General features: G+C 69.3%; 12 protein-coding genes. 10 read left to right on the top strand and 2 right to left on the bottom strand.

Annotated features, from left to right (window positions below; translation table 11 throughout):
- Positions 1 to 100 precede the first annotated feature (100 nt).
- Positions 101 to 2,458 (bottom strand): transglycosylase domain-containing protein, encoded by a 2,358-nt coding sequence (locus DMH12_RS10525; protein ID WP_125491322.1) that lies wholly within the window; start codon positions 2,456 to 2,458, stop codon positions 101 to 103.
- A 625-nt stretch (positions 2,459 to 3,083) separates the two neighbouring features.
- Here DMH12_RS10525 and DMH12_RS10520 point away from each other — a divergent pair.
- From DMH12_RS10520 to DMH12_RS10505, 4 genes are all read left to right on the top strand, one after another.
- Positions 3,084 to 3,761, top strand: a complete 678-nt coding sequence (locus tag DMH12_RS10520; protein WP_125491304.1) for a PadR family transcriptional regulator — start codon at positions 3,084 to 3,086, stop codon at positions 3,759 to 3,761.
- Positions 3,762 to 3,805: 44 nt separating this feature from the next.
- Positions 3,806 to 4,888 carry an inositol-3-phosphate synthase gene (locus tag DMH12_RS10515; RefSeq protein ID WP_125491303.1) on the top strand — a complete coding sequence of 361 codons (1,083 nt, stop codon included), beginning with the start codon at positions 3,806 to 3,808 and terminating at the stop codon, positions 4,886 to 4,888.
- Positions 4,889 to 4,966: 78 nt separating this feature from the next.
- A complete protein-coding gene (locus DMH12_RS10510; RefSeq protein ID WP_125491302.1) occupies positions 4,967 to 6,244 on the top strand; it encodes an MFS transporter in 1,278 nt (425 codons plus the stop codon).
- A 107-nt stretch (positions 6,245 to 6,351) separates the two neighbouring features.
- Entirely contained in the window at positions 6,352 to 6,861 is a 510-nt protein-coding gene (locus DMH12_RS10505; RefSeq protein ID WP_260474172.1) for a hypothetical protein, read from the top strand.
- Positions 6,862 to 7,001: 140 nt separating this feature from the next.
- Here the strand turns inward: DMH12_RS10505 and DMH12_RS10500 are convergent, their stop codons facing one another.
- A complete protein-coding gene (locus tag DMH12_RS10500) occupies positions 7,002 to 8,453 on the bottom strand; it encodes a CCA tRNA nucleotidyltransferase (protein ID WP_125491301.1) in 1,452 nt (483 codons plus the stop codon).
- A gap of 226 nt (positions 8,454 to 8,679) precedes the next feature.
- Here DMH12_RS10500 and DMH12_RS10495 point away from each other — a divergent pair, with 226 nt between their 5' ends.
- From DMH12_RS10495 to trxB, 6 genes are all read left to right on the top strand, one after another.
- Positions 8,680 to 11,076, top strand: a complete 2,397-nt coding sequence (locus tag DMH12_RS10495; protein ID WP_125491300.1) for a DUF6049 family protein — start codon at positions 8,680 to 8,682, stop codon at positions 11,074 to 11,076.
- A 44-nt stretch (positions 11,077 to 11,120) separates the two neighbouring features.
- A complete protein-coding gene (gene murJ, locus DMH12_RS10490; RefSeq protein WP_125491299.1) occupies positions 11,121 to 13,589 on the top strand; it encodes a murein biosynthesis integral membrane protein MurJ in 2,469 nt (822 codons plus the stop codon).
- Positions 13,590 to 13,728: 139 nt separating this feature from the next.
- Positions 13,729 to 15,426 (top strand): protein kinase family protein, encoded by a 1,698-nt coding sequence (locus DMH12_RS10485; RefSeq protein WP_125491298.1) that lies wholly within the window; start codon positions 13,729 to 13,731, stop codon positions 15,424 to 15,426.
- Between the two features lie 35 nt (positions 15,427 to 15,461).
- Entirely contained in the window at positions 15,462 to 16,196 is a 735-nt protein-coding gene (gene sigM / locus DMH12_RS10480; protein WP_260474171.1) for an RNA polymerase sigma factor SigM, read from the top strand.
- Positions 16,193 to 17,110, top strand: a complete 918-nt coding sequence (locus DMH12_RS10475; protein ID WP_125491296.1) for an anti-sigma factor — start codon at positions 16,193 to 16,195, stop codon at positions 17,108 to 17,110. Before sigM ends, DMH12_RS10475 begins: the two co-directional genes overlap by 4 nt.
- A 161-nt stretch (positions 17,111 to 17,271) precedes the next feature.
- Positions 17,272 to 18,240: a thioredoxin-disulfide reductase gene (gene trxB / locus DMH12_RS10470; protein WP_125491295.1), complete on the top strand. Its 969-nt coding sequence runs from the start codon at positions 17,272 to 17,274 to the stop codon at positions 18,238 to 18,240.
- Positions 18,241 to 18,242: the final 2 nt, after the last annotated feature.

The following is an 18,242-nucleotide window of genomic DNA, read 5'->3' as shown; positions in this document are numbered from 1 at the left end:
GCCGCCGCACCCTGATGGATGCGGCGGCCCCTGTTTCACGTGAAACTTGCGACTGTTCCCCGTGTTTCACGTGAAACAGTCAAGCCGGGCGCTTTGACCGCTAGCCGTTCGGACCCCGGATGAATCCGCCGTCGTCCTCTTCGCCCGTTTCACTGGGTGATGTCGACGGCGATGGACTGTTGCCGGTTCCTCCCGAATCGTTGCCGCCGTTGTCGTTGCCCCCGTTGTTCCCGTCGTCGCAGTTGAAGTCGAAGGGACCGCAGGACTCGGTCGGCGTGGGGGAGGGGGTGACCTCCGTCTTGCTGGGCGACGGCGTCGGGGACGGACTCGGCTTCTCCTCCGTCACGGAGGGCGAGGGAGTCGGGGTCGGCGACGGGGCGTCGTTGATGACCTCGCCGATGGGCTCGGGCTTCGGGAACTTCTCGGCCTTCTCGCCCTTCAGCGCGTCTTCCATGTAGTCCTGCCAGATCACGGACGGGAAGGACGCACCGTGGATCTTCTCCTCGCCGCCCGTTCCGTACATCTCCAGGAACGAACGGTTCTTGATGGTCTCGTCGTCCGGGTAGCGGAACATGCTGATCGCGGTCGACAGCTGCGGGGTGTAGCCGACGAACCAGGCCGACTTGTTGCCGTCCGTCGTACCGGTCTTGCCCGCCACCTCGCGCCCCTGGAGCTGGGCGTTGGTACCCGTGCCTTCCTCGACGACGGTCTTGAGGACGTCCGTGACGTTGTCCGCGACCTTCGCGGTGAACGCCTGCTTGGTCTCCACCTTGTGCGAGAAGAGCGTGCCGTCCTTGTTCGTCACCTTGGTGACCGAGAACGGATCACGCTGCTTGCCGCTGTCCGCGAAGGTGGCGTACGAGCCCGCCATGCGGATGGCGCTCGGGTCCGAGACACCGATGGAGAAGGACGGGTAACCCGCTCCCGCCAGGCTGTTCTCCAGGAGTCCCGAGTCGACCGCGGACTCCTTGACCTTGTCCAGTCCGACGTCCATGCCGAGCTGGACGAAGGCGGAGTTCACCGACTCCCGCATGGCCTCGCGAAGGTCGATCTGGTAGTCGGGCGCCTCACCGACGGAATCCTTGCCGTCGTTCTCCTGGCGCCACTGCTCGCCCTTCTCGTTCTGCCAGATCGACCCGTCGTAATTCTTGATCTTGAGGTTGTTCTTGCCGCTGTACAGGCTCTTCGGGGAGACGACCGTTCGCTCGTCCTGGGGTTGGGTCTCGGCGCCGTCGGGATCACGCACGCCCCACTTCATCGCAGCCGCGAGCACGTACGGCTTGAAGGTCGAACCGACCTGGGCGCCGGTGACGTCGGCGTTGTTGGTGAAGTGCTTGGTGGCGTCCTCACCGCCGTAGATGGCCTCGATGGCACCCGTCTCGGGGTTCACCGAAGCCCCGCCGAACTGGACGTGGGTGTCCTTCTCGGGGCGCTTCTTGGGGTCGATGTTCTTCTTGTAGACCTTCTGTACGGCCTTCTCGAGCTCGTCGACCTTCTTCTTGTCGAAGGTGGTGTAGATCGAGTAGCCGCCCTTCTCCAGCTGCTGCTCCGACACCACGTCGCTCTTGACCACGGAGGACTTGGCCAGCCTGACGAGGTAGCCGATCTGGCCGCCCAGCTGGGCGTTCGACTCCGGGTTCTTCCACTTGGGGAGATCGGTGTACTTCGCCCGGTCTGCCTGGCTCAGATGCCCGTACTCCACCATCTTGTCGAGGGTGTCCTGCATCTGGTTCCTGGCGCGTTCCTGGTTGGCCTCGGGCGTGGCCGCCGGGTCGATCGAGGTCGAGCCCGCCGGGTCGTAGTACGTGGCGCCCTTGAGGACCGACGACAGGAAGGCGCACTGCCCGGCGTTCAGGTCGACGGCGTCCACGTTGAAGTACGCCCGTGAGGCGGCCTGGATGCCATAGGCGCCGCGGCCGTAGTACGCGGAGTTGAGGTAGCCCTCGAGGATCTTGTCCTTGGGCTCCTCGGCACCGACCTTGATCGAGACGAAGATCTCCTTCACCTTGCGGGAGATCGTCTGCGACTGGTCGTTCAGCATCGCGTTCTTCACGTACTGCTGGGTGATGGTGGAGCCACCCTGCGTGTCACCGCCCTTAGCCATGTTGAACACCGCGCGGGCGATGCCCTTGGGGTCGATGCCGCTGTCGGAGTAGAACGTCTTGTTCTCCTGGGAGATGATCGCGTTGCGCATGTCCTTGGGGATCTGGGAGAGGTCGACGCTCTGCCGGTTGCGCTCACCACCCGTGGCGACCATCCGGGTGCCGTCGGCCCAGTAGTAGACGTTGTTCTGCGCCGTGGCCGAGTCGTCGACGACGGGGACGCTCACCATCGCGTAGGCAATGCCCGCGGCGGCCACCATGGTGCCGAAGAAGCCGATGCACAGCCCGGAGACGAGCTTCCAGGAGGGCACCCAGCGGCGCCACCCGTCCCGGTCGTAGCGCGGATAGTCGATCATCCGCTTCTTACCGGCCACGGCGGCGGCCCGCCGGCCGCCGCGGCCCGCCTCGGCCGCTCTGCGGCGGCCACCGCCCCGCTGTGCCGCGCGCCGGGCTTCGGCGCGACTGCCGTACGGACGTTCCTCGCTCTCCGGACCGTACGAGCCGGACGGAGACCCTGTGGCGCCTCGCGGCGCCGCACGGCGGCCGGAGGACGAGCCGGACTGGCCGCGTCGGGCCGCGGCACGTCCGCCTCCCTGCGGCTGCGGCGCTTTGCGACGGTGCTCGCTCATCGAACGACTACTCCTCGGGCAGGCGCACCTTTGCGCACCTGGAAAAGGCGGCTGGTTTCCGGTCCCCCCGAAGTACGGATGCGGCCCCTTCCGCATTCACCCGTACTGCACCAGGGACAGGGACGCCCCCGGGCGTCACGCGGTTCCCGGTGGTTTGCATGGCGCACAGACTACGCACCGCCAAAACCCCCGAGTCCCGAAGTTCACCTCAAATCAGGCAACTTGCTCACGATGAAACCCTGATGTGATCCCGTTCACCACGCCCGCTCTTGTCGCACGCGCAACCTCGTTCTATCGTGCTGATGTATCGACTCGATACATCAGAGCGGCATAAGGGCGAGAGGAGGCGACGATGAGCCGGCGATCCGGCATCCTCGAGTTCGCCGTACTCGGCCTGCTCCGCGAGTCCCCCATGCACGGCTATGAGCTGCGCAAACGGCTCAACACATCACTGGGTGTGTTCCGGGCGTTCAGCTACGGGACGCTCTATCCCTGCCTCAAGACGCTGGTCGCCAACGGCTGGTTGATCGAGGAACCCGGGAACATCGGCGAGGCCGCGGCCTCCCTCACGGGACGTCGCGCCAAGATCGTCTACCGGTTGACGGCAGACGGTAAGGAACATTTCGAGCAGCTCCTTTCACAGACGGGCCCGGACGCGTACGACGACGAGACGTTCGCCGCTCGCTTCGCGTTCTTCGGGCAGACGTCGCGTGACGTACGCATGCGCGTGCTCGAGGGCCGGCGCAGCCGGCTGGAGGAGCGTCTGGAGAAGATGCGGGCCTCCCTGGCCCGCACCCGGGAGCGGCTCGACGACTACACGCTTGAGCTGCAGCGCCACGGAATGGAGTCCGTGGAGCGTGAGGTGCGCTGGCTGAACGAGCTCATCGAGAGCGAGCGGGCGGGGCGGGATCTGCGAGGTCCCGCCGCCGAGGGGACCGCACATCAGGACACGACATCTGGAGCGACGGGCGGCCTGCCCCGGCCGGGGGACGACCCCCAGCCGGACACGCCCGGCGACACCGCCACGTGAGCGCCCAGTCAGGGCCTCACTCGTACACACAGGGAGCAACCGGAATGGGTTCGGTTCGCGTAGCCATCGTCGGTGTGGGCAACTGCGCCGCATCGCTGGTTCAGGGCGTCGAGTACTACAAGGACGCCGATGCGGAGTCCAAGGTCCCGGGCCTGATGCACGTCCAGTTCGGCGACTACCACGTCCGTGACATCGAGTTCGTCGCCGCCTTCGACGTGGACGCCAAGAAGGTGGGCCTGGATCTCGCGGACGCCATCGGCGCCTCCGAGAACAACACCATCAAGATCTGCGACGTGCCGAACAGCGGCGTCCAGGTCCAGCGCGGCCACACGCTCGACGGTCTCGGCAAGTACTACCGCGAGACCATCGAGGAGTCCGCCGAGGAGCCGGCCGACATCGTCAAGGTCCTCAAGGACAAGCAGGTCGACGTCCTGGTCTGCTACCTGCCCGTCGGTTCCGAGGACGCGGCGAAGTACTACGCCCAGTGCGCCATCGACGCCAAGGTCGCCTTCGTCAACGCCCTCCCGGTCTTCATCGCCGGCACCAAGGAGTGGGCGGACAAGTTCACCGAGGCCGGTGTCCCCATCGTCGGTGACGACATCAAGTCGCAGGTCGGCGCCACCATCACGCACCGCGTCATGGCGAAGCTGTTCGAGGACCGGGGCGTCGTCCTGGACCGCACGATGCAGCTGAACGTCGGCGGCAACATGGACTTCAAGAACATGCTCGAGCGCGATCGCCTCGAGTCGAAGAAGATCTCCAAGACGCAGGCCGTCACCTCGCAGATCCCCGACCGGGACCTCGGCGAGAAGAACGTGCACATCGGCCCGTCCGACTACGTCGCGTGGCTGGACGACCGCAAGTGGGCCTACGTCCGCCTGGAGGGCCGCGCGTTCGGCGACGTCCCGCTGAACCTGGAGTACAAGCTCGAGGTCTGGGACTCCCCGAACTCCGCGGGTGTCATCATCGACGCCCTGCGCGCCGCGAAGATCGCCAAGGACCGCGGCATCGGCGGCCCGATCCTGTCGGCGTCGAGCTACTTCATGAAGTCCCCGCCGGTCCAGTACTTCGACGACGAGGCCCGTGCCAACGTCGAGAAGTTCATCGCGGGCGAGGTCGAGCGCTGAGGCGCGAGGACTCAGCTCCGCAGAAGGTCCCCGGGTCGCGTGACCCGGGGACCTTTCCCGTATGTGAGGCTGTGCCTCATGGCCGTCGTCCGTGACCTGCGCGTCCTGCTGCGCCTGAAGGGCTTTCGGCGCCTGCTCGCCGTGCGTCTGCTCTCCCAGGGCGCCGACGGCGTCTACCAGGTCGCGCTCGCCACCTACGTCGTCTTCTCGCCCGAGAAGCAGACCTCGCCCGCCGCGGTCGCCTCCGCGATGGCGGTCCTGCTGCTCCCCTACTCCCTGGTGGGCCCCTTCGCCGGCGCCCTGCTGGACCGCTGGCGCCGCCGCCAGGTCTTCCTGTACGGCAACCTGCTGCGCGCCGTCCTGGCCTCGGTGACGGCGCTGCTGATGATCGCCTCCGTCCCGGACTGGCTCTTCTACATCTCCGCGCTCTGCGTCACCGCCGTCAACCGCTTCGTTCTCGCGGGGCTGTCCGCCTCGCTGCCCCGGGTGGTCGACGCCGAGCGCCTGGTGATCGCCAACTCACTCTCCCCGACGGCCGGCACGCTGGCCGCGACGGCGGGCGGCGGCCTGGCCTTCGTCGTACGCCTGGTGATCGCGGACTCCGACGCGGCCGTGGTGCTGCTCGGCGCGGCTCTGTACCTGTGCGGGGCGCTCGCCTCGCTGCGCATCGCCGTCGAGCTGCTGGGCCCCGACCCCGGGCGCATCCCGCCGCGGGTCGCCACCGCGCTCGCCGGCACCGCCCGCGACCTGGTGGCAGGGGTGCGCCACCTCGCCGCACCCGCTCGGCGGGAGGCGGCCTGGGCGCTCGCGGGCATGACACTGATGCGGTTCTGCTACGGCGCCCTGCTGGTCATGGTGCTGATGCTGTGCCGGTACGCCCTGACCTCGGACACGGAGGAGGGGCTCGCCCTGCTGGGGCTGGCTCTCGGTGTCTCCGGGGCAGGCTTCTTCGCGGCCGCTGTCGTCACTCCCTGGGCGGCGGGGCGGCTGGGGCCGGGCCGCTGGATGGCCGTGTGCGCGGCCGCGGCCACGGTGCTGGTCCCGGTCCTCGGCCTGCCGTTCGCCACGGTGCCGCTGCTCGCGGCGGCGTTCGTGCTGGGCCTGACCACGCAGGGGGCGAAGATCGCGACCGACACCGTCGTGCAGTTCTCGGTCGACGACTCCTTCCGCGGGCGGATCTTCTCCGTCTACGACGTGCTGTTCAACGTCGCCTTCGTCGGCGCCGCCGGTGTGGCCGCCCTGATGCTGCCACCGGACGGCCGTTCGGTACCGCTGGTCTTGACGGTCGCCGTGATGTACGGAGCAGTTGCTGCGGCTATGGCCCGGTTTGAGAGCCGGTATGTGTCACATCAGTGACACAGAGCCCCACCGGAGTACGGAGTTGTCAGCGGGACCCGATAACTTACGTGCGTCTTATCTCGCGGCATGTCCGCGACACGTGCCTATTTCCAGGGGGACCCCCAGTGACCACTCAGCCGCCGCCGCAGGGCAACCCGTTCGCCCAGGGCCAGCCGCAGGCTCCGCAGCAGCCCCAGGGACAGAACCCCTACGCGCAGGGGCAGCAGGGCTTCCCGCAGCAGCCCGGTCAGCCCGGCGTCCCCCCGCAGGGTGCGCCGTACGCGCCGGTCCCGCCGGAGCCGGCCCGCCGCAAGCCGAGCTTCAAGATGATCAAGAACATCGTCATCGCCGTGATCGTCGTGGGTGTCGCGGTGGGCGGGTACATCGCCAGCCGGGACGACGCCGAGCAGGCAGCCGTGGGCGACTGCCTGAAGTCCGCCTCGTCGTCCTCGGACCGCATGGAGGTCGTGGACTGCTCCTCCTCGGAGTCCGAGGGCAAGGTCCTCAAGAAGGTCAAGGGGCACTTCACCTCGACCAGCGCCGAGACCGAATGCCGGAAGGTCGAAGGAGCCACTGGCTTCTACGCCGAAACGGGCGACGGTGAAGAGTTCCTGCTCTGCCTCGGCGAGGCCTGAGAAATCCAGGGCTCAGCCCGACCAATGCTTCGGGGTCATGTTTCACGTGAAACATGACCCCGAAGCACATGGGGACGGCGCCCCAGCGGCAGCGCGTCAGAGAGGGCGCTACGTTTCACGTGAAACGTAGCGCCCTCTCCTCATGCAGATTCCGCGCGCTGCGCCCACCATTCCTTGAGCGCAGCCACCGCCACGTCGTGTTCCATCGGGCCGTTCTCCAGGCGGAGCTCCAGCAGGTGCTTGTAGGCCTGGCCGACGGCCGGGCCGGGGGGGACTCCGAGGATCTCCATGATCTGGTTGCCGTCCAGGTCGGGGCGGATCGCGTCCAGTTCCTCCTGCTGCTGGAGCTGGGCGATCCGTTCCTCCAGCCCGTCATACGCGCGTGCGAGAGCCGATGCCTTGCGCTTGTTACGGGTCGTGCAGTCCGACCGGGTCAGCTTGTGGAGCCGGTCGAGCAGCGGGCCGGCGTCACGGACGTACCGGCGGACCGCGGAGTCCGTCCACTCGCCCGTGCCGTAGCCGTGGAAGCGCAAGTGCAGCTCGACCAAGCGGGAGACGTCCTTCACCAGGTCGTTTGAGTACTTGAGCGCGGTCATGCGCTTCTTGGTCATTTTGGCCCCGACCACCTCGTGGTGGTGGAAGGAGACCCGGCCGTCGCTCTCGAAGCGGCGCGTGCGGGGCTTGCCGATGTCGTGCAGCAGGGCGGCCAGGCGGAGCGTCAGATCGGGACCCTCGCTCTCCAGGGCCATCGCCTGCTCCAGGACGATGAGCGTGTGGTCGTAGACGTCCTTGTGCCGGTGGTGCTCGTCACGCTCCAGGCGCAGCGTCGGCAGCTCGGGCAGGACTCGGTCGGCGAGGCCGCTCTCCACCAGCAGGGTCAGTCCCTTGCGGGGGTGCGAGGAGACGACGAGCTTGTTCAGCTCCTCCCGGACCCGCTCGGCCGAGACGATGTCGATACGGCCGGCCATGTCCTTCATGGCGGCCACCACCTCGGGCGCGACCTCGAAGTCGAGCTGCGCCGCGAAGCGCGCGGCACGCATCATCCGCAGCGGGTCGTCCGAGAAGGAGTCCTCCGGAGTACCCGGCGTGCGCAGCACACGCGCCGCGAGGTCGTCGAGCCCGCCGTGCGGATCGATGAACTCCTTCTCCGGAAGCGCGACCGCCATCGCGTTCACCGTGAAGTCGCGTCGGACGAGGTCGTCCTCGATGGAGTCGCCATAGGACACCTCCGGCTTGCGCGAGGTGCGGTCGTACGCCTCGGAGCGGTAGGTGGTCACCTCGATCTGGTAGCCGTCCTTCTGCGCCCCGACCGTGCCGAAGGCGATCCCGACCTCCCAGACGGCGTCCGCCCACGGGCGCACGATCTTGAGTACGTCCTGCGGTCGGGCGTCGGTCGTGAAGTCCAGATCGTTGCCGAGCCGTCCGAGCAACGCGTCCCGGACCGAGCCGCCGACCAGGGCGAGAGAGAACCCGGCCTCCTGGAAACGGCGGGCAAGATCGTCGGCGACGGGGGCGACCCGCAGCGGTTCGCGCATCGCGGGGGACGGCTCCGGGCTCGGGGCGCTGGGGCTGGCTTCGTTGACGTTCGGCACAAAAGAACAGGGTACGTGGCCCGGGCGGAGCCAGGCGCCCCCATTGATCGCGGCCCGAAATCCCCCAGTGCGGCCCTGCTCCCTTTATAGGCGCAGATAAAGGGCGGCCCGCCCTCGCAGGCGATCTTGTGGCGTACGCCGCGGCACTTCCTCTCGGCGCACATCGTTACCATGCGTGGACGCACATTCCGACGACCACTGATCACGACGAGGGACGGGCGAGCGCGTGGCCGAGGCGGCAGACTTCCAGGGGACCAGTCCCTCTCCTGCCCGCCGGTGGCGCCGGCGCACCACGGCACTGCTCGCCGGGGCGCCGCTGCTGGCCGGCCTGGTCCAGCTGCCCGCCGCCGGAGCGGCACACGCCGACGGCAAGCCGCCCGCCCGGGCCGACGCCGATTCGGGCCCGGTGTCCGTCGCCGTCGACTCGCTCACCCCCTCGGCGCCCACGGACGGGGACACGGTGACCGTGTCCGGCACCGTCACCAACAACGGCAAGCAGGCCGTCACCGACGCCCACGTGGGCCTGCGCGTGGGCCCCGAGGTGGAGACCCGCTCGTCCGTCGACTCGATCGCCAAGGAGAGCGACGACCTCCAGGGATCCATCGCCCCGGAGATCGAGAACAAGTACACCGAGAAGTTCTCCAAGCTGGTCCCGGGCGTGGCCGAGCACTTCAACATCTCCGTGCCCGCCGACGACCTGAACCTCGGCGAGGACGGCGTCTACGAATTCGCCGTCTCGCTCTCCGGGCAGACCTCCGCGCAGCCATGGGAGCAGATCCTCGGCATCCAGCGGACCTTCCTGCCGTGGCAGCCCGGCGGGGCCGACACCAAGACCCGGACGACGGCCCTGTGGCCGCTGATCTCCACCACGCACATGGCCGCCGAGACGGGGCCGAACGAGGAGCAGACCCCGGTCCTCCTCAACGACGACCTGGCCAAGGAGATCTCCCCCGGCGGCCGGCTGAACCAGATGCTGACGCTGGGCAAGGATCTCGACGTCACCTGGGTGGTCGACCCGGACCTGCTGGCCTCCGTCGACGCGATGACCGGCAGCTACCGCGTCCGGGACGGCGACAAAACCGTCGCCGGAACCCATCAGGACGTCGCCAAGCAGTGGCTCGCCGACTTGCAGGACGCGGTGGCCGACAAGGAGGTCGTCGCCCTCCCCTTCGCCGACCCCGACCTGGCGTCCCTGGCTCACAACGGCACGGCCGTCACCGGCTCGCTGAGCCAGCTGAAGAGCGCCACGGACGTCATCGAAGACACGGTCGGGACAATCCTCCACGTGAAGCCGAGCACCGAGTTCGCCTGGCCCGTGGACGGCGCCGTCGACCGGTCGATCGTCAAGGTCGCGACCTCCGCCGGCGCCGACAAGGTGATCGCCCGCAGCGACAGCCTCCAGGAGAGCAACGGTCTGTCGTACACGCCTTCCGCCGCCCGGCCCGTCGGCGGCGGCACCACGGCCGTCGTCGCGGACGCACGGCTGTCCACGGCGTTCGAGGGCGACCTGACGAAGGCGTCCTCGTCCACACTGGCGGTGCAGCGGTTCCTCGCCCAGAGCCTGGGCCTGGGCCTCCAGACCGGAAAGCAGCGCAGCGTGGTCATCGCACCGCAGCGCATGCCGTCCGGGAGCCAGGCACGCGCCATGGCCGAGGCGCTGCGCGCCCTGCAGGGGAGCAACTGGTCCGAGTCCCAGAAACTGGAGGCCGCCGCGGCGGCCAAGCCGGACCCGGACGCGACCACGAAGGTCCCGGGGACCTCGTCGTACCCCTCGGAACTGCGCAAGAACGAGCTGCCGCGATCGGCGTTCGAGGAGATCGCCCGGACCCAGGGCACGCTCGACAATTTCCAAGTCGTCCTGTCGAACCCGTCCCGCGTGGTGACCCCCATCGGACGTGCGCTCAACCGGGAGATGTCCGTGTCCTGGCGGGGCCGGGCCACCGAGGCGGAGTCGTTCCGCGACGGCGTGAAGCGCTACCTCGACGGGCTCACCGGCCAGGTCAAACTGATCGACAAGTCCGAGACCAAGCTCTCCGGCCGCAGCGCCACCATCCCGGTAACGGTGCAGAACAACCTGGTGCAGGACGTCGGGCCCCTGGTACTGCGGCTCACCTCGACCAACCCGACCCGCCTGGAGATCGACGGCGACCGATACGAGGAGCAGCCGATCTCGGTCTCCGGCGGCCACAGCCAGTCGGTGAAGTTCACCACGTCCGCCAATGCCAACGGCCGGGCGACGGTGATCGCCCAGCTGTACACGATGGACGGACGCAAGTACGGCGAGCCCGTCACCTTCGACGTGAAGGTCACCGAGATCACGGCCACCGTGATGCTCGTCATCGGCGGCGGTGTCCTGCTGCTCGTCCTCGCCGGCTTCCGGATGTACACGCAGCGCAAGCGTGCCGCGGCCCGGGACGCCGGGAAGGACGGGTCCGACGGGTCGGAGGCGTCCCAGGACCCCGAAGACGGGCCGGAGAACCCGGACGGCACCGAGGAGCGTCTCAAGAAGGAGTCCGAGGCATCGGCCCGGGCAGGCGACCCCGAGCAGCCGGGTGACCCGACACCAAACACCGCAACGGGAAGCACTGACCCGTCCGGCACGGGTGAGAGAGTGGACCGTTGAGGATGTCGTGGCCGGTCGGCCCGGGACGATGAGGTGGGGTAGCGATGAACGCGCCGTACGACGGTGACCGCGGTCGGTCCGCGGACGGCTCGGGCCACCCCGAGGACCCGCCGCAGGACCCCCGTCAGACGCCGCCGCAGCCGCCCGCGGACATGTACCTCCAGGACGCCTACGACCAGGACCCCTACCGGGCACAGGACCTCTCCGCCCAGGACCCGGTCTCCGAGGCGCTCTACGACCGCGCCGCGCACCCCCCGCCGCCGCCGGGCGCGTACCCGCCGCAGCAGCCGCTGTACTCCCAGCCGGCCCAGTCGCCGCACGCCCCCGACCCACGCGTCTGGGGGCAGACCCCGGCCCCCGAACCGGAGGGCCCGACGCAGTACCTGCCGTACGGCGACGACCCGCGGACGACCCAGTTCGTCGGCGTGGACGACCTGGTCACCCAGGCCGGTGACCAGCGCCACGAGCCGGACGCCTTCGCGCACCTCTTCCGCGACCAGCAGCAGGGCGGCGGCCACCCCTCGTACGACGACCACACCGGCGTACCCGCGCCTGCCCAGGCACCGGGGCCGTACGGCGCTCCCCAGGGACCGGCCCAGTACGGCGGCCCGCAGGGACCGGCCCAGTACGGCGGCCCGCAGGGACCCGCTCAGTACGGCGGCCCGCAGGGACCCGCTCAGTACGGCGCTCCGCAAGGGCCCGCCCCCTACGGAAACCCTCCGGCACCCGGCCAGTACGGCGGCCCGGCACCGGGGCATGAGCAGCACGCGCCACCCGCTCCCGGCCAGTACGCTGTCGCCCCGACCCCGGAAGCGGCCGAGGCGCCCCTCGTGGAGCCCGAGCCGGCTCCCGCGGCCGCTCCGGCCGGCACGGCCAAGAAGGGCGGGCGCGCGGGTGGCCTCCTGAAGTCGAGCGCCGTGATGGCCGCGGGCACGATGGTGTCGCGGCTGACGGGGTTCATCCGGTCGGCGCTGATCGTCTCGGCTCTGGGCGTCGGGCTGCTCGGAGACACCTTCCAGGTCGCCTACCAGCTGCCCACGATGATCTACATCCTCACCGTCGGTGGCGGCCTCAACTCTGTCTTCGTGCCGCAGCTCGTCAGGGCGATGAAGGACGACGAGGACGGTGGCGAGGCCTTCGCCAACCGTCTGCTGACCCTCGTCATGGTGGCGCTGGGCGCCCTGACCGTGATCACGGTCTTCGCCGCCCCCCTGCTGATCCGGCTGCTGTCCAACCCCGTCGCCAGTGACCCGGCCGCGAACGAGGTCGGCATCACCTTCGTCCGCTACTTCCTGCCCTCGATCTTCTTCATGGGCCTCCATGTGGTGATGGGGCAGATCCTCAACGCCCGCGGCAGGTTCGGCGCGATGATGTGGACGCCGGTCCTCAACAACATCGTCATCATCGTGACCCTGGGGATGTTCATCTGGGTCTACGGCACCGCGGAGAACTCGGGGATGAAGGTCACCAGCATCCCGCCGGAGGGCGAGAAGCTGCTCGGTATCGGGGTGTTGCTGGGCCTCATCGTCCAGTCCCTGGCCATGATTCCCTACCTGCGAGAGACGGGTTTCCGGCTCCGGCTGCGCTTCGACTGGAAGGGCCACGGACTCGGCAAGGCCGTCACCCTCGCCAAGTGGACGGTCCTGTTCGTGCTCGCCAACCAGGCCGGCGCCATGATCGTCATTCAGCTCTCCACCGCGGCCGGCAAGGCCTCGCCCGTCGACGGCACCGGCTTCGCCGCCTACGCGAACGCGCAATTGATCTGGGGCCTGCCCCAGGCCATCATCACCGTCTCCCTGATGGCAGCCCTGTTGCCCCGCATCTCCCGCTCGGCGTCCGAGGAGGACGGCGGAGCGGTGCGGGACGACATCTCCCAGGGTCTGCGCACCACGGCCGTCGCCATCGTCCCTGTCTCCTTCGCATTCGTCGCGCTCGGCATTCCGATGTGCACGCTCATGTTCGGTTCCTCGGGCACCGGCGAGGCCACCAACATGGGCTACATGCTGATGGCCTTCGGCCTCGGCCTCATCCCGTACTCCGTCCAGTACGTCGTCCTGCGCGCCTTCTACGCCTACGAGGACACCCGGACGCCCTTCTACAACACGGTCATCGTGGCCGCGGTCAACGCCGCCGCCTCGGGACTCTGCTTCCTCCTGCTGCCGGCGCGCTGGGCCGTGGTCGGCATGGCCGCCTCCTACGGCCTGGCCTACGTGATCGGCGTGGGCATCGCCTGGCGCAGGCTGCGCAAGCGGCTCGGCGGCGACCTCGACGGCGCCCGGGTGCTGCGGACGTACGCCCGGCTGTGCATCGCCTCCGTCCCGGCCGTCCTGCTCGGTGGCGCGGCCTGCTACGCCATCACCAAGTCGCTCGGTCAGGGTGTCGTGGGTTCGTTCGCCGCGCTGCTGGCCGGCGGGCTGCTGCTGTTCGGTGTCTTCTTCGTCGCCGCCCGCCGGATGCGCATCGAGGAGGTCAACTCTCTGGTCGGCATGGTGCGCGGACGCCTGGGACGCTGAGACCCGGGGTAGGCGCACAACCATCGTCCGCCGCCGTGTGTCGTGCATAGCGCCGGACTGTGGGCACAATTGGGTTCGGCGTCGGACGCGCACATCGGGAGTCGGCCGACGCGCATCGAATGGGGAGGCAGGAACGACGGTGGCGGAACGGAGCACAGCTGCCGTCGACGTGGCAGACAACAGCGGTGATGAGCCGCTGACCGCACAGGCGGACCAGTCCACGGCCGACGGGGTGGCCAACAACCGGGAGCGGGACACGGACAGCGACGAGGCACAGGGGACCCCCACGAGCGAGGAAACCGGCAAGGCCTCGCCTCCCGAACTGCACAGCGGGCACAAGCTCGCCAGACGCTACCGCCTCGAGGAGTGCGTCACCCGTCTGGACGGCTTCAGCAGTTGGCGGGCCGTCGACGAGAAGCTCCGCCGCGCCGTCGGAGTCCACATCCTGCCGACCGACCACACGCGGGCCCGCTCCGTGTTGGCCGCGGCACGCTCCTCCGCGCTGCTCGGCGACCCCCGCTTCGTCCAGGTGCTGGACGCCGTCGAGGACAACGACCTCGTCTACGTCGTCCACGAGTGGCTCCCCGACGCCACAGAGCTGACCGCCCTCCTCGCCTCCGGCCCGCTGGAGGTGTACGACGCCTACCAGATGGTCAGTCAGGTGTCCTCCGCCATGGCGGCCGCCCACCGTGAGGGCCTTGCCCATCTGCGGCTGAGCCCCAACGCGGTGCTGCGTACGTCGTCGGGCCAGTGGCGGATCCGCGGCCTCGCCGTCAACGCCGCACTGCGCGGCATCAGTTCCGCGTCCCCGCAGCGCACTGACACCGAGGCCATCGGCGCCCTGCTGTACGCCACGCTCACCCAGCGCTGGCCGTACGAGAGCGACGCCCACGGTCTGGCCGGTCTGCCCAAGGACATCGGGCTGATCCCGCCGGACCAGGTCCGCGCGGGCGTCCACCGCGGCCTGTCCGAACTGGCCATGCGGGCGCTCGCCAACGACGGCGCGACCGCTTCCCGGCACGAGGCTCCGTGCACCACGCCGGAGGAGCTGGTGAAGGCGATCGGCGAGATGCCCCGCATCCGCCCGCCGGAGCCGTCGTACACCGCACCGCCCGACTACCAGCGCACCGCCTACCAGCAGGGCGCCTACGGCCGTCCGGCACCGCGCCCCGGCGCCACCCAGGCGGTGCAGACGCCGCCGCCCCCGCTGCAGAGCCGCACCGGCAAGGCACTGAAGTGGAGCGTCTCCGCTCTGCTGATCGCCGCCCTCGGCCTGGGCAGCTGGCAGCTGGCGGACGCGCTCATGGAGCGGGGTGGCAAGTCCGACGACCAGAACCAGACGCAGACGACGGACGGCGACAACGACAAGAGCCCGGAGAAGCCGGCCGCCGGCGGGCAACCGGTCGCCATCACGGGCGCGCGCGACTTCGATCCCCTCGGTGACGGCTCCGAGAAGCCGTCCGACGTCGGCAATGTCTACGACGGCGCTCCCGGTACCTACTGGCAGACCGACTACTACAGGAGCGCCGACTTCGGGCGCCTGAAGTCGGGGCTCGGCGTCGTCCTCGACCTTGGCAAGGTCCAGCAGGTGGGCGAGGTGACCGTATCGTTCGTCGGAAACACCTCCGTCGAGCTCCGGTCCGCCGGAACGGATACCACCGAGCCGCAGAGCATCGACGGGTACACGAAGGCCGCCGAGGGCACCGGCACTACGGTGACGCTCAAGCCCGGAGAGCCACTCCAGGCGCGCTACCTGCTGGTCTGGCTCACCCAGCTGCCGCCGACGGACGACGGCAATTTCCGCGGAAGAGTCGTGGACGTCAAGGTGACCAGCTGACGCGTTCGTGAGTCGCCCGCGGAGGGAGGGGAGTCGTGCAGGAAGAGCCTTCGCTCGGCGACATGAGCGATCAGGACCTTTTGACCAGCCATGTCGACGGCCACCCCGACGCCTTCGGTGAGCTCGTACGCCGTCACCGCGACCGGCTCTGGGCCGTGGCCCTGCGGACGCTGGGAGACCGGGAGGAGGCAGCCGACGCCGTTCAGGACGCGCTCGTCTCCGCCTACCGGGCCGCCCACACCTTCCGCGGCCAGGCGGCCGTCACGACGTGGCTGCACCGGATCACCGTAAACGCCTGTCTGGACCGGGCGCGCAAGGCCGCTTCCCGGAAGACCGCTCCGGTCGACGACACCGAGCGCCTGGAGCAGCTTCTGGAGCCGCACGAGTCGGCCTCCGCTCCCGCCGAGCGCAACGACCTGCACCGCCAACTGCTGAAGGCCCTGGGCACCTTGCCGGCCGACCAGCGGGCGGCTCTCGTCCTGGTGGACATGCAGGGCTACCCCGTCGCCGAGGCCGCCCGGATCCTCGACGTGCCGACCGGCACGATCAAGAGCAGGTGCGCCCGGGGCAGAGCCAGACTCCTGCCGCAGCTCTCCCATCTGCGCCCGGAGGGCAGCGGTGGGAGCGGCGAGGACAGGAAGTCCGGCGCCGAGCGGAACCGGACGCCGGGGACATCCGTCCCACCGGCAGCGGAACCGCTCCGTGCGGGTCCGCCGGAGAACGGGTCGAGCGATTCAGCCGCAGTGAAGGGCGGAGGTGGACGAGCGTGACGTCGTCGACGACAGACAAGGCCGGGCACCCGGACGTCGCGGAGATCTCCGACCTCGCCGAAGGCCTCCTCCCGACCACCCGGACGACAGACATACGCCGGCATCTGGAGGGGTGCGACCTCTGCGCGGACGTCTACGCCTCCCTGGAGGAGATCCAGGGACTGCTCGGCGCCCTGCCGGAGCCGGAACGGATGCCGGACGACGTGGCCGAGCGTATCGACTCCGCCCTGGCGGCCGAGGCGGCGCTGGACGCCACCGCAGGGGAAGCCGCGTCCAGCGACGACAGCGCGCGTGTTTCACGTGAAACATCGGCACTGCCTCCGGCATCGGCGGCAGCCGACCGTCCCGCCGGGCATGCCCGTCCCTCCTCCACCGGCCCGGGCCGCAAGGACCGCCGTCGTGGCGGCAGGCGCCGGATCGCCGTACTCGGCGCCGTGGCCGCCGCTGCCGCCATCGGCCTCGGTTCAGTCGTCGTGTCCTCCCTGACCGGGGGCAGCCGATCGGACGACACCGCCCACGGACAGCAGTCGGCGCCGGCGGACACCTTCTCCGAGGGCAAGCTCCAGGACAAGGTCACCGGCCTCCTCGCGGGCGAGCAGGCCAACGAGAGCGGACCGCGCACCCCCCGCACCTTCGGCACGGAGTCCGGGAACGGCAACGAGACCGGTGCCGAGAACCATGTCTTCAAGCAGCCGACGATCCCGGAGTGCATCGAGAAGGGCATCGCCCGCGACGACGCGGTGATCGCTACGGAGAAGGGCATCTACCAGGGCAAGGACGTCCTGCTCGTGGTCCTGCCCGACGCCTCCAACGACTCGCGGGTCACCGCCTACATCGTCGACTCGTCGTGCGTACGGGAGCCAGCCGTCAGCAAGGCGGAGATCCTCCTGCAGCACTCCTACGCACGCCCGTAGCAATCAGCTTCTCCCCTCCCGTCCCGCGCCCCGGCGCCGTTCCCGTGTGCCCGGGCACGGCGGGAATGCGCGCCCCGTAGGATCCGTTAGGTGGGGTGAGAGTTCCGAGTGCAGCTTCACCCGGCCCCGAAGAAGCTAGTCCAGAGACGAGGAATGCAGCCGTGAGCGACGTCCGAAACGTGATCATCATCGGCTCCGGGCCCGCCGGCTACACGGCGGCCCTGTACACCGCGCGTGCTTCGCTGAAGCCGCTGGTGTTCGAAGGAGCCGTCACCGCGGGCGGAGCACTGATGAACACCACCGAGGTGGAGAACTTCCCCGGTTTCCAGGACGGCATCATGGGCCCTGAGCTCATGGACAACATGCGCGCCCAGGCCGAGCGCTTCGGCGCCGAGCTGATCCCCGACGATGTCGTCGCCGTCGACCTGTCCGGCGAGGTCAAGACCGTCACCGACACCGCGGGCACGGTCCACCGGGCCAAGGCCGTCATCATCACCACCGGCTCCCAGCACCGCAAGCTCGGCCTGCCGAACGAGGACGCCCTCTCCGGACGCGGCGTCTCCTGGTGCGCGACCTGTGACGGGTTCTTCTTCAAGGACCAGGACATCGCTGTGATCGGCGGTGGTGACACCGCGATGGAGGAGGCCACGTTCCTCTCCCGCTTCGCCAAGTCGGTGACGATCGTCCACCGCCGGGACACCCTGCGCGCCTCCAAGGCGATGCAGGAGCGCGCCTTCGCCGACCCGAAGATCACGTTCGTCTGGGACAGCGAGGTTGCGGAGGTCCAGGGCGACCAGAAGCTGTCCGGCCTGAAGCTGCGCAATGTGAAGAACGGCGAACTCTCGGACCTGCCGGTGACGGGCCTGTTCATCGCGATCGGCCACGACCCGCGCACCGAGCTCTTCAAGGGCCAGCTCGACCTGGACCCGGAGGGTTACCTGAAGGTGGAGGCTCCGTCGACCCGCACCAACCTGACCGGTGTCTTCGGCGCCGGTGACGTGGTCGACCACACCTACCGCCAGGCGATCACCGCGGCCGGCACCGGCTGCTCCGCCGCTCTCGACGCCGAGCGCTTCCTCGCCGCGCTCAGCGACGAGGACAAGGCGGAGCCCGAGAAGACCACCGTCTGACC

The sequence above is a fragment of the Streptomyces sp. WAC 04229 genome (assembly GCF_003947455.1).
Taxonomy (GTDB): Bacteria; Actinomycetota; Actinomycetes; order Streptomycetales; family Streptomycetaceae; genus Streptomyces.
This window is presented reverse-complemented; position numbering and strand designations above follow the sequence as displayed.

Excerpts from the sequence above, each read along its gene's own strand:
- DMH12_RS10525 (WP_125491322.1), bottom strand. The coding sequence starts at position 2,458 with ATGATCGACTATCCGCGCTACGACCGGGACGGGTGGCGCCGCTGGGTG.
- DMH12_RS10510 (WP_125491302.1), top strand. The coding sequence starts at position 4,967 with ATGGCCGTCGTCCGTGACCTGCGCGTCCTGCTGCGCCTGAAGGGCTTT.
- DMH12_RS10520 (WP_125491304.1), top strand. The coding sequence starts at position 3,084 with ATGAGCCGGCGATCCGGCATCCTCGAGTTCGCCGTACTCGGCCTGCTC.
- DMH12_RS10515 (WP_125491303.1), top strand. The coding sequence starts at position 3,806 with ATGGGTTCGGTTCGCGTAGCCATCGTCGGTGTGGGCAACTGCGCCGCA.
- murJ (WP_125491299.1), top strand. The coding sequence starts at position 11,121 with ATGAACGCGCCGTACGACGGTGACCGCGGTCGGTCCGCGGACGGCTCG.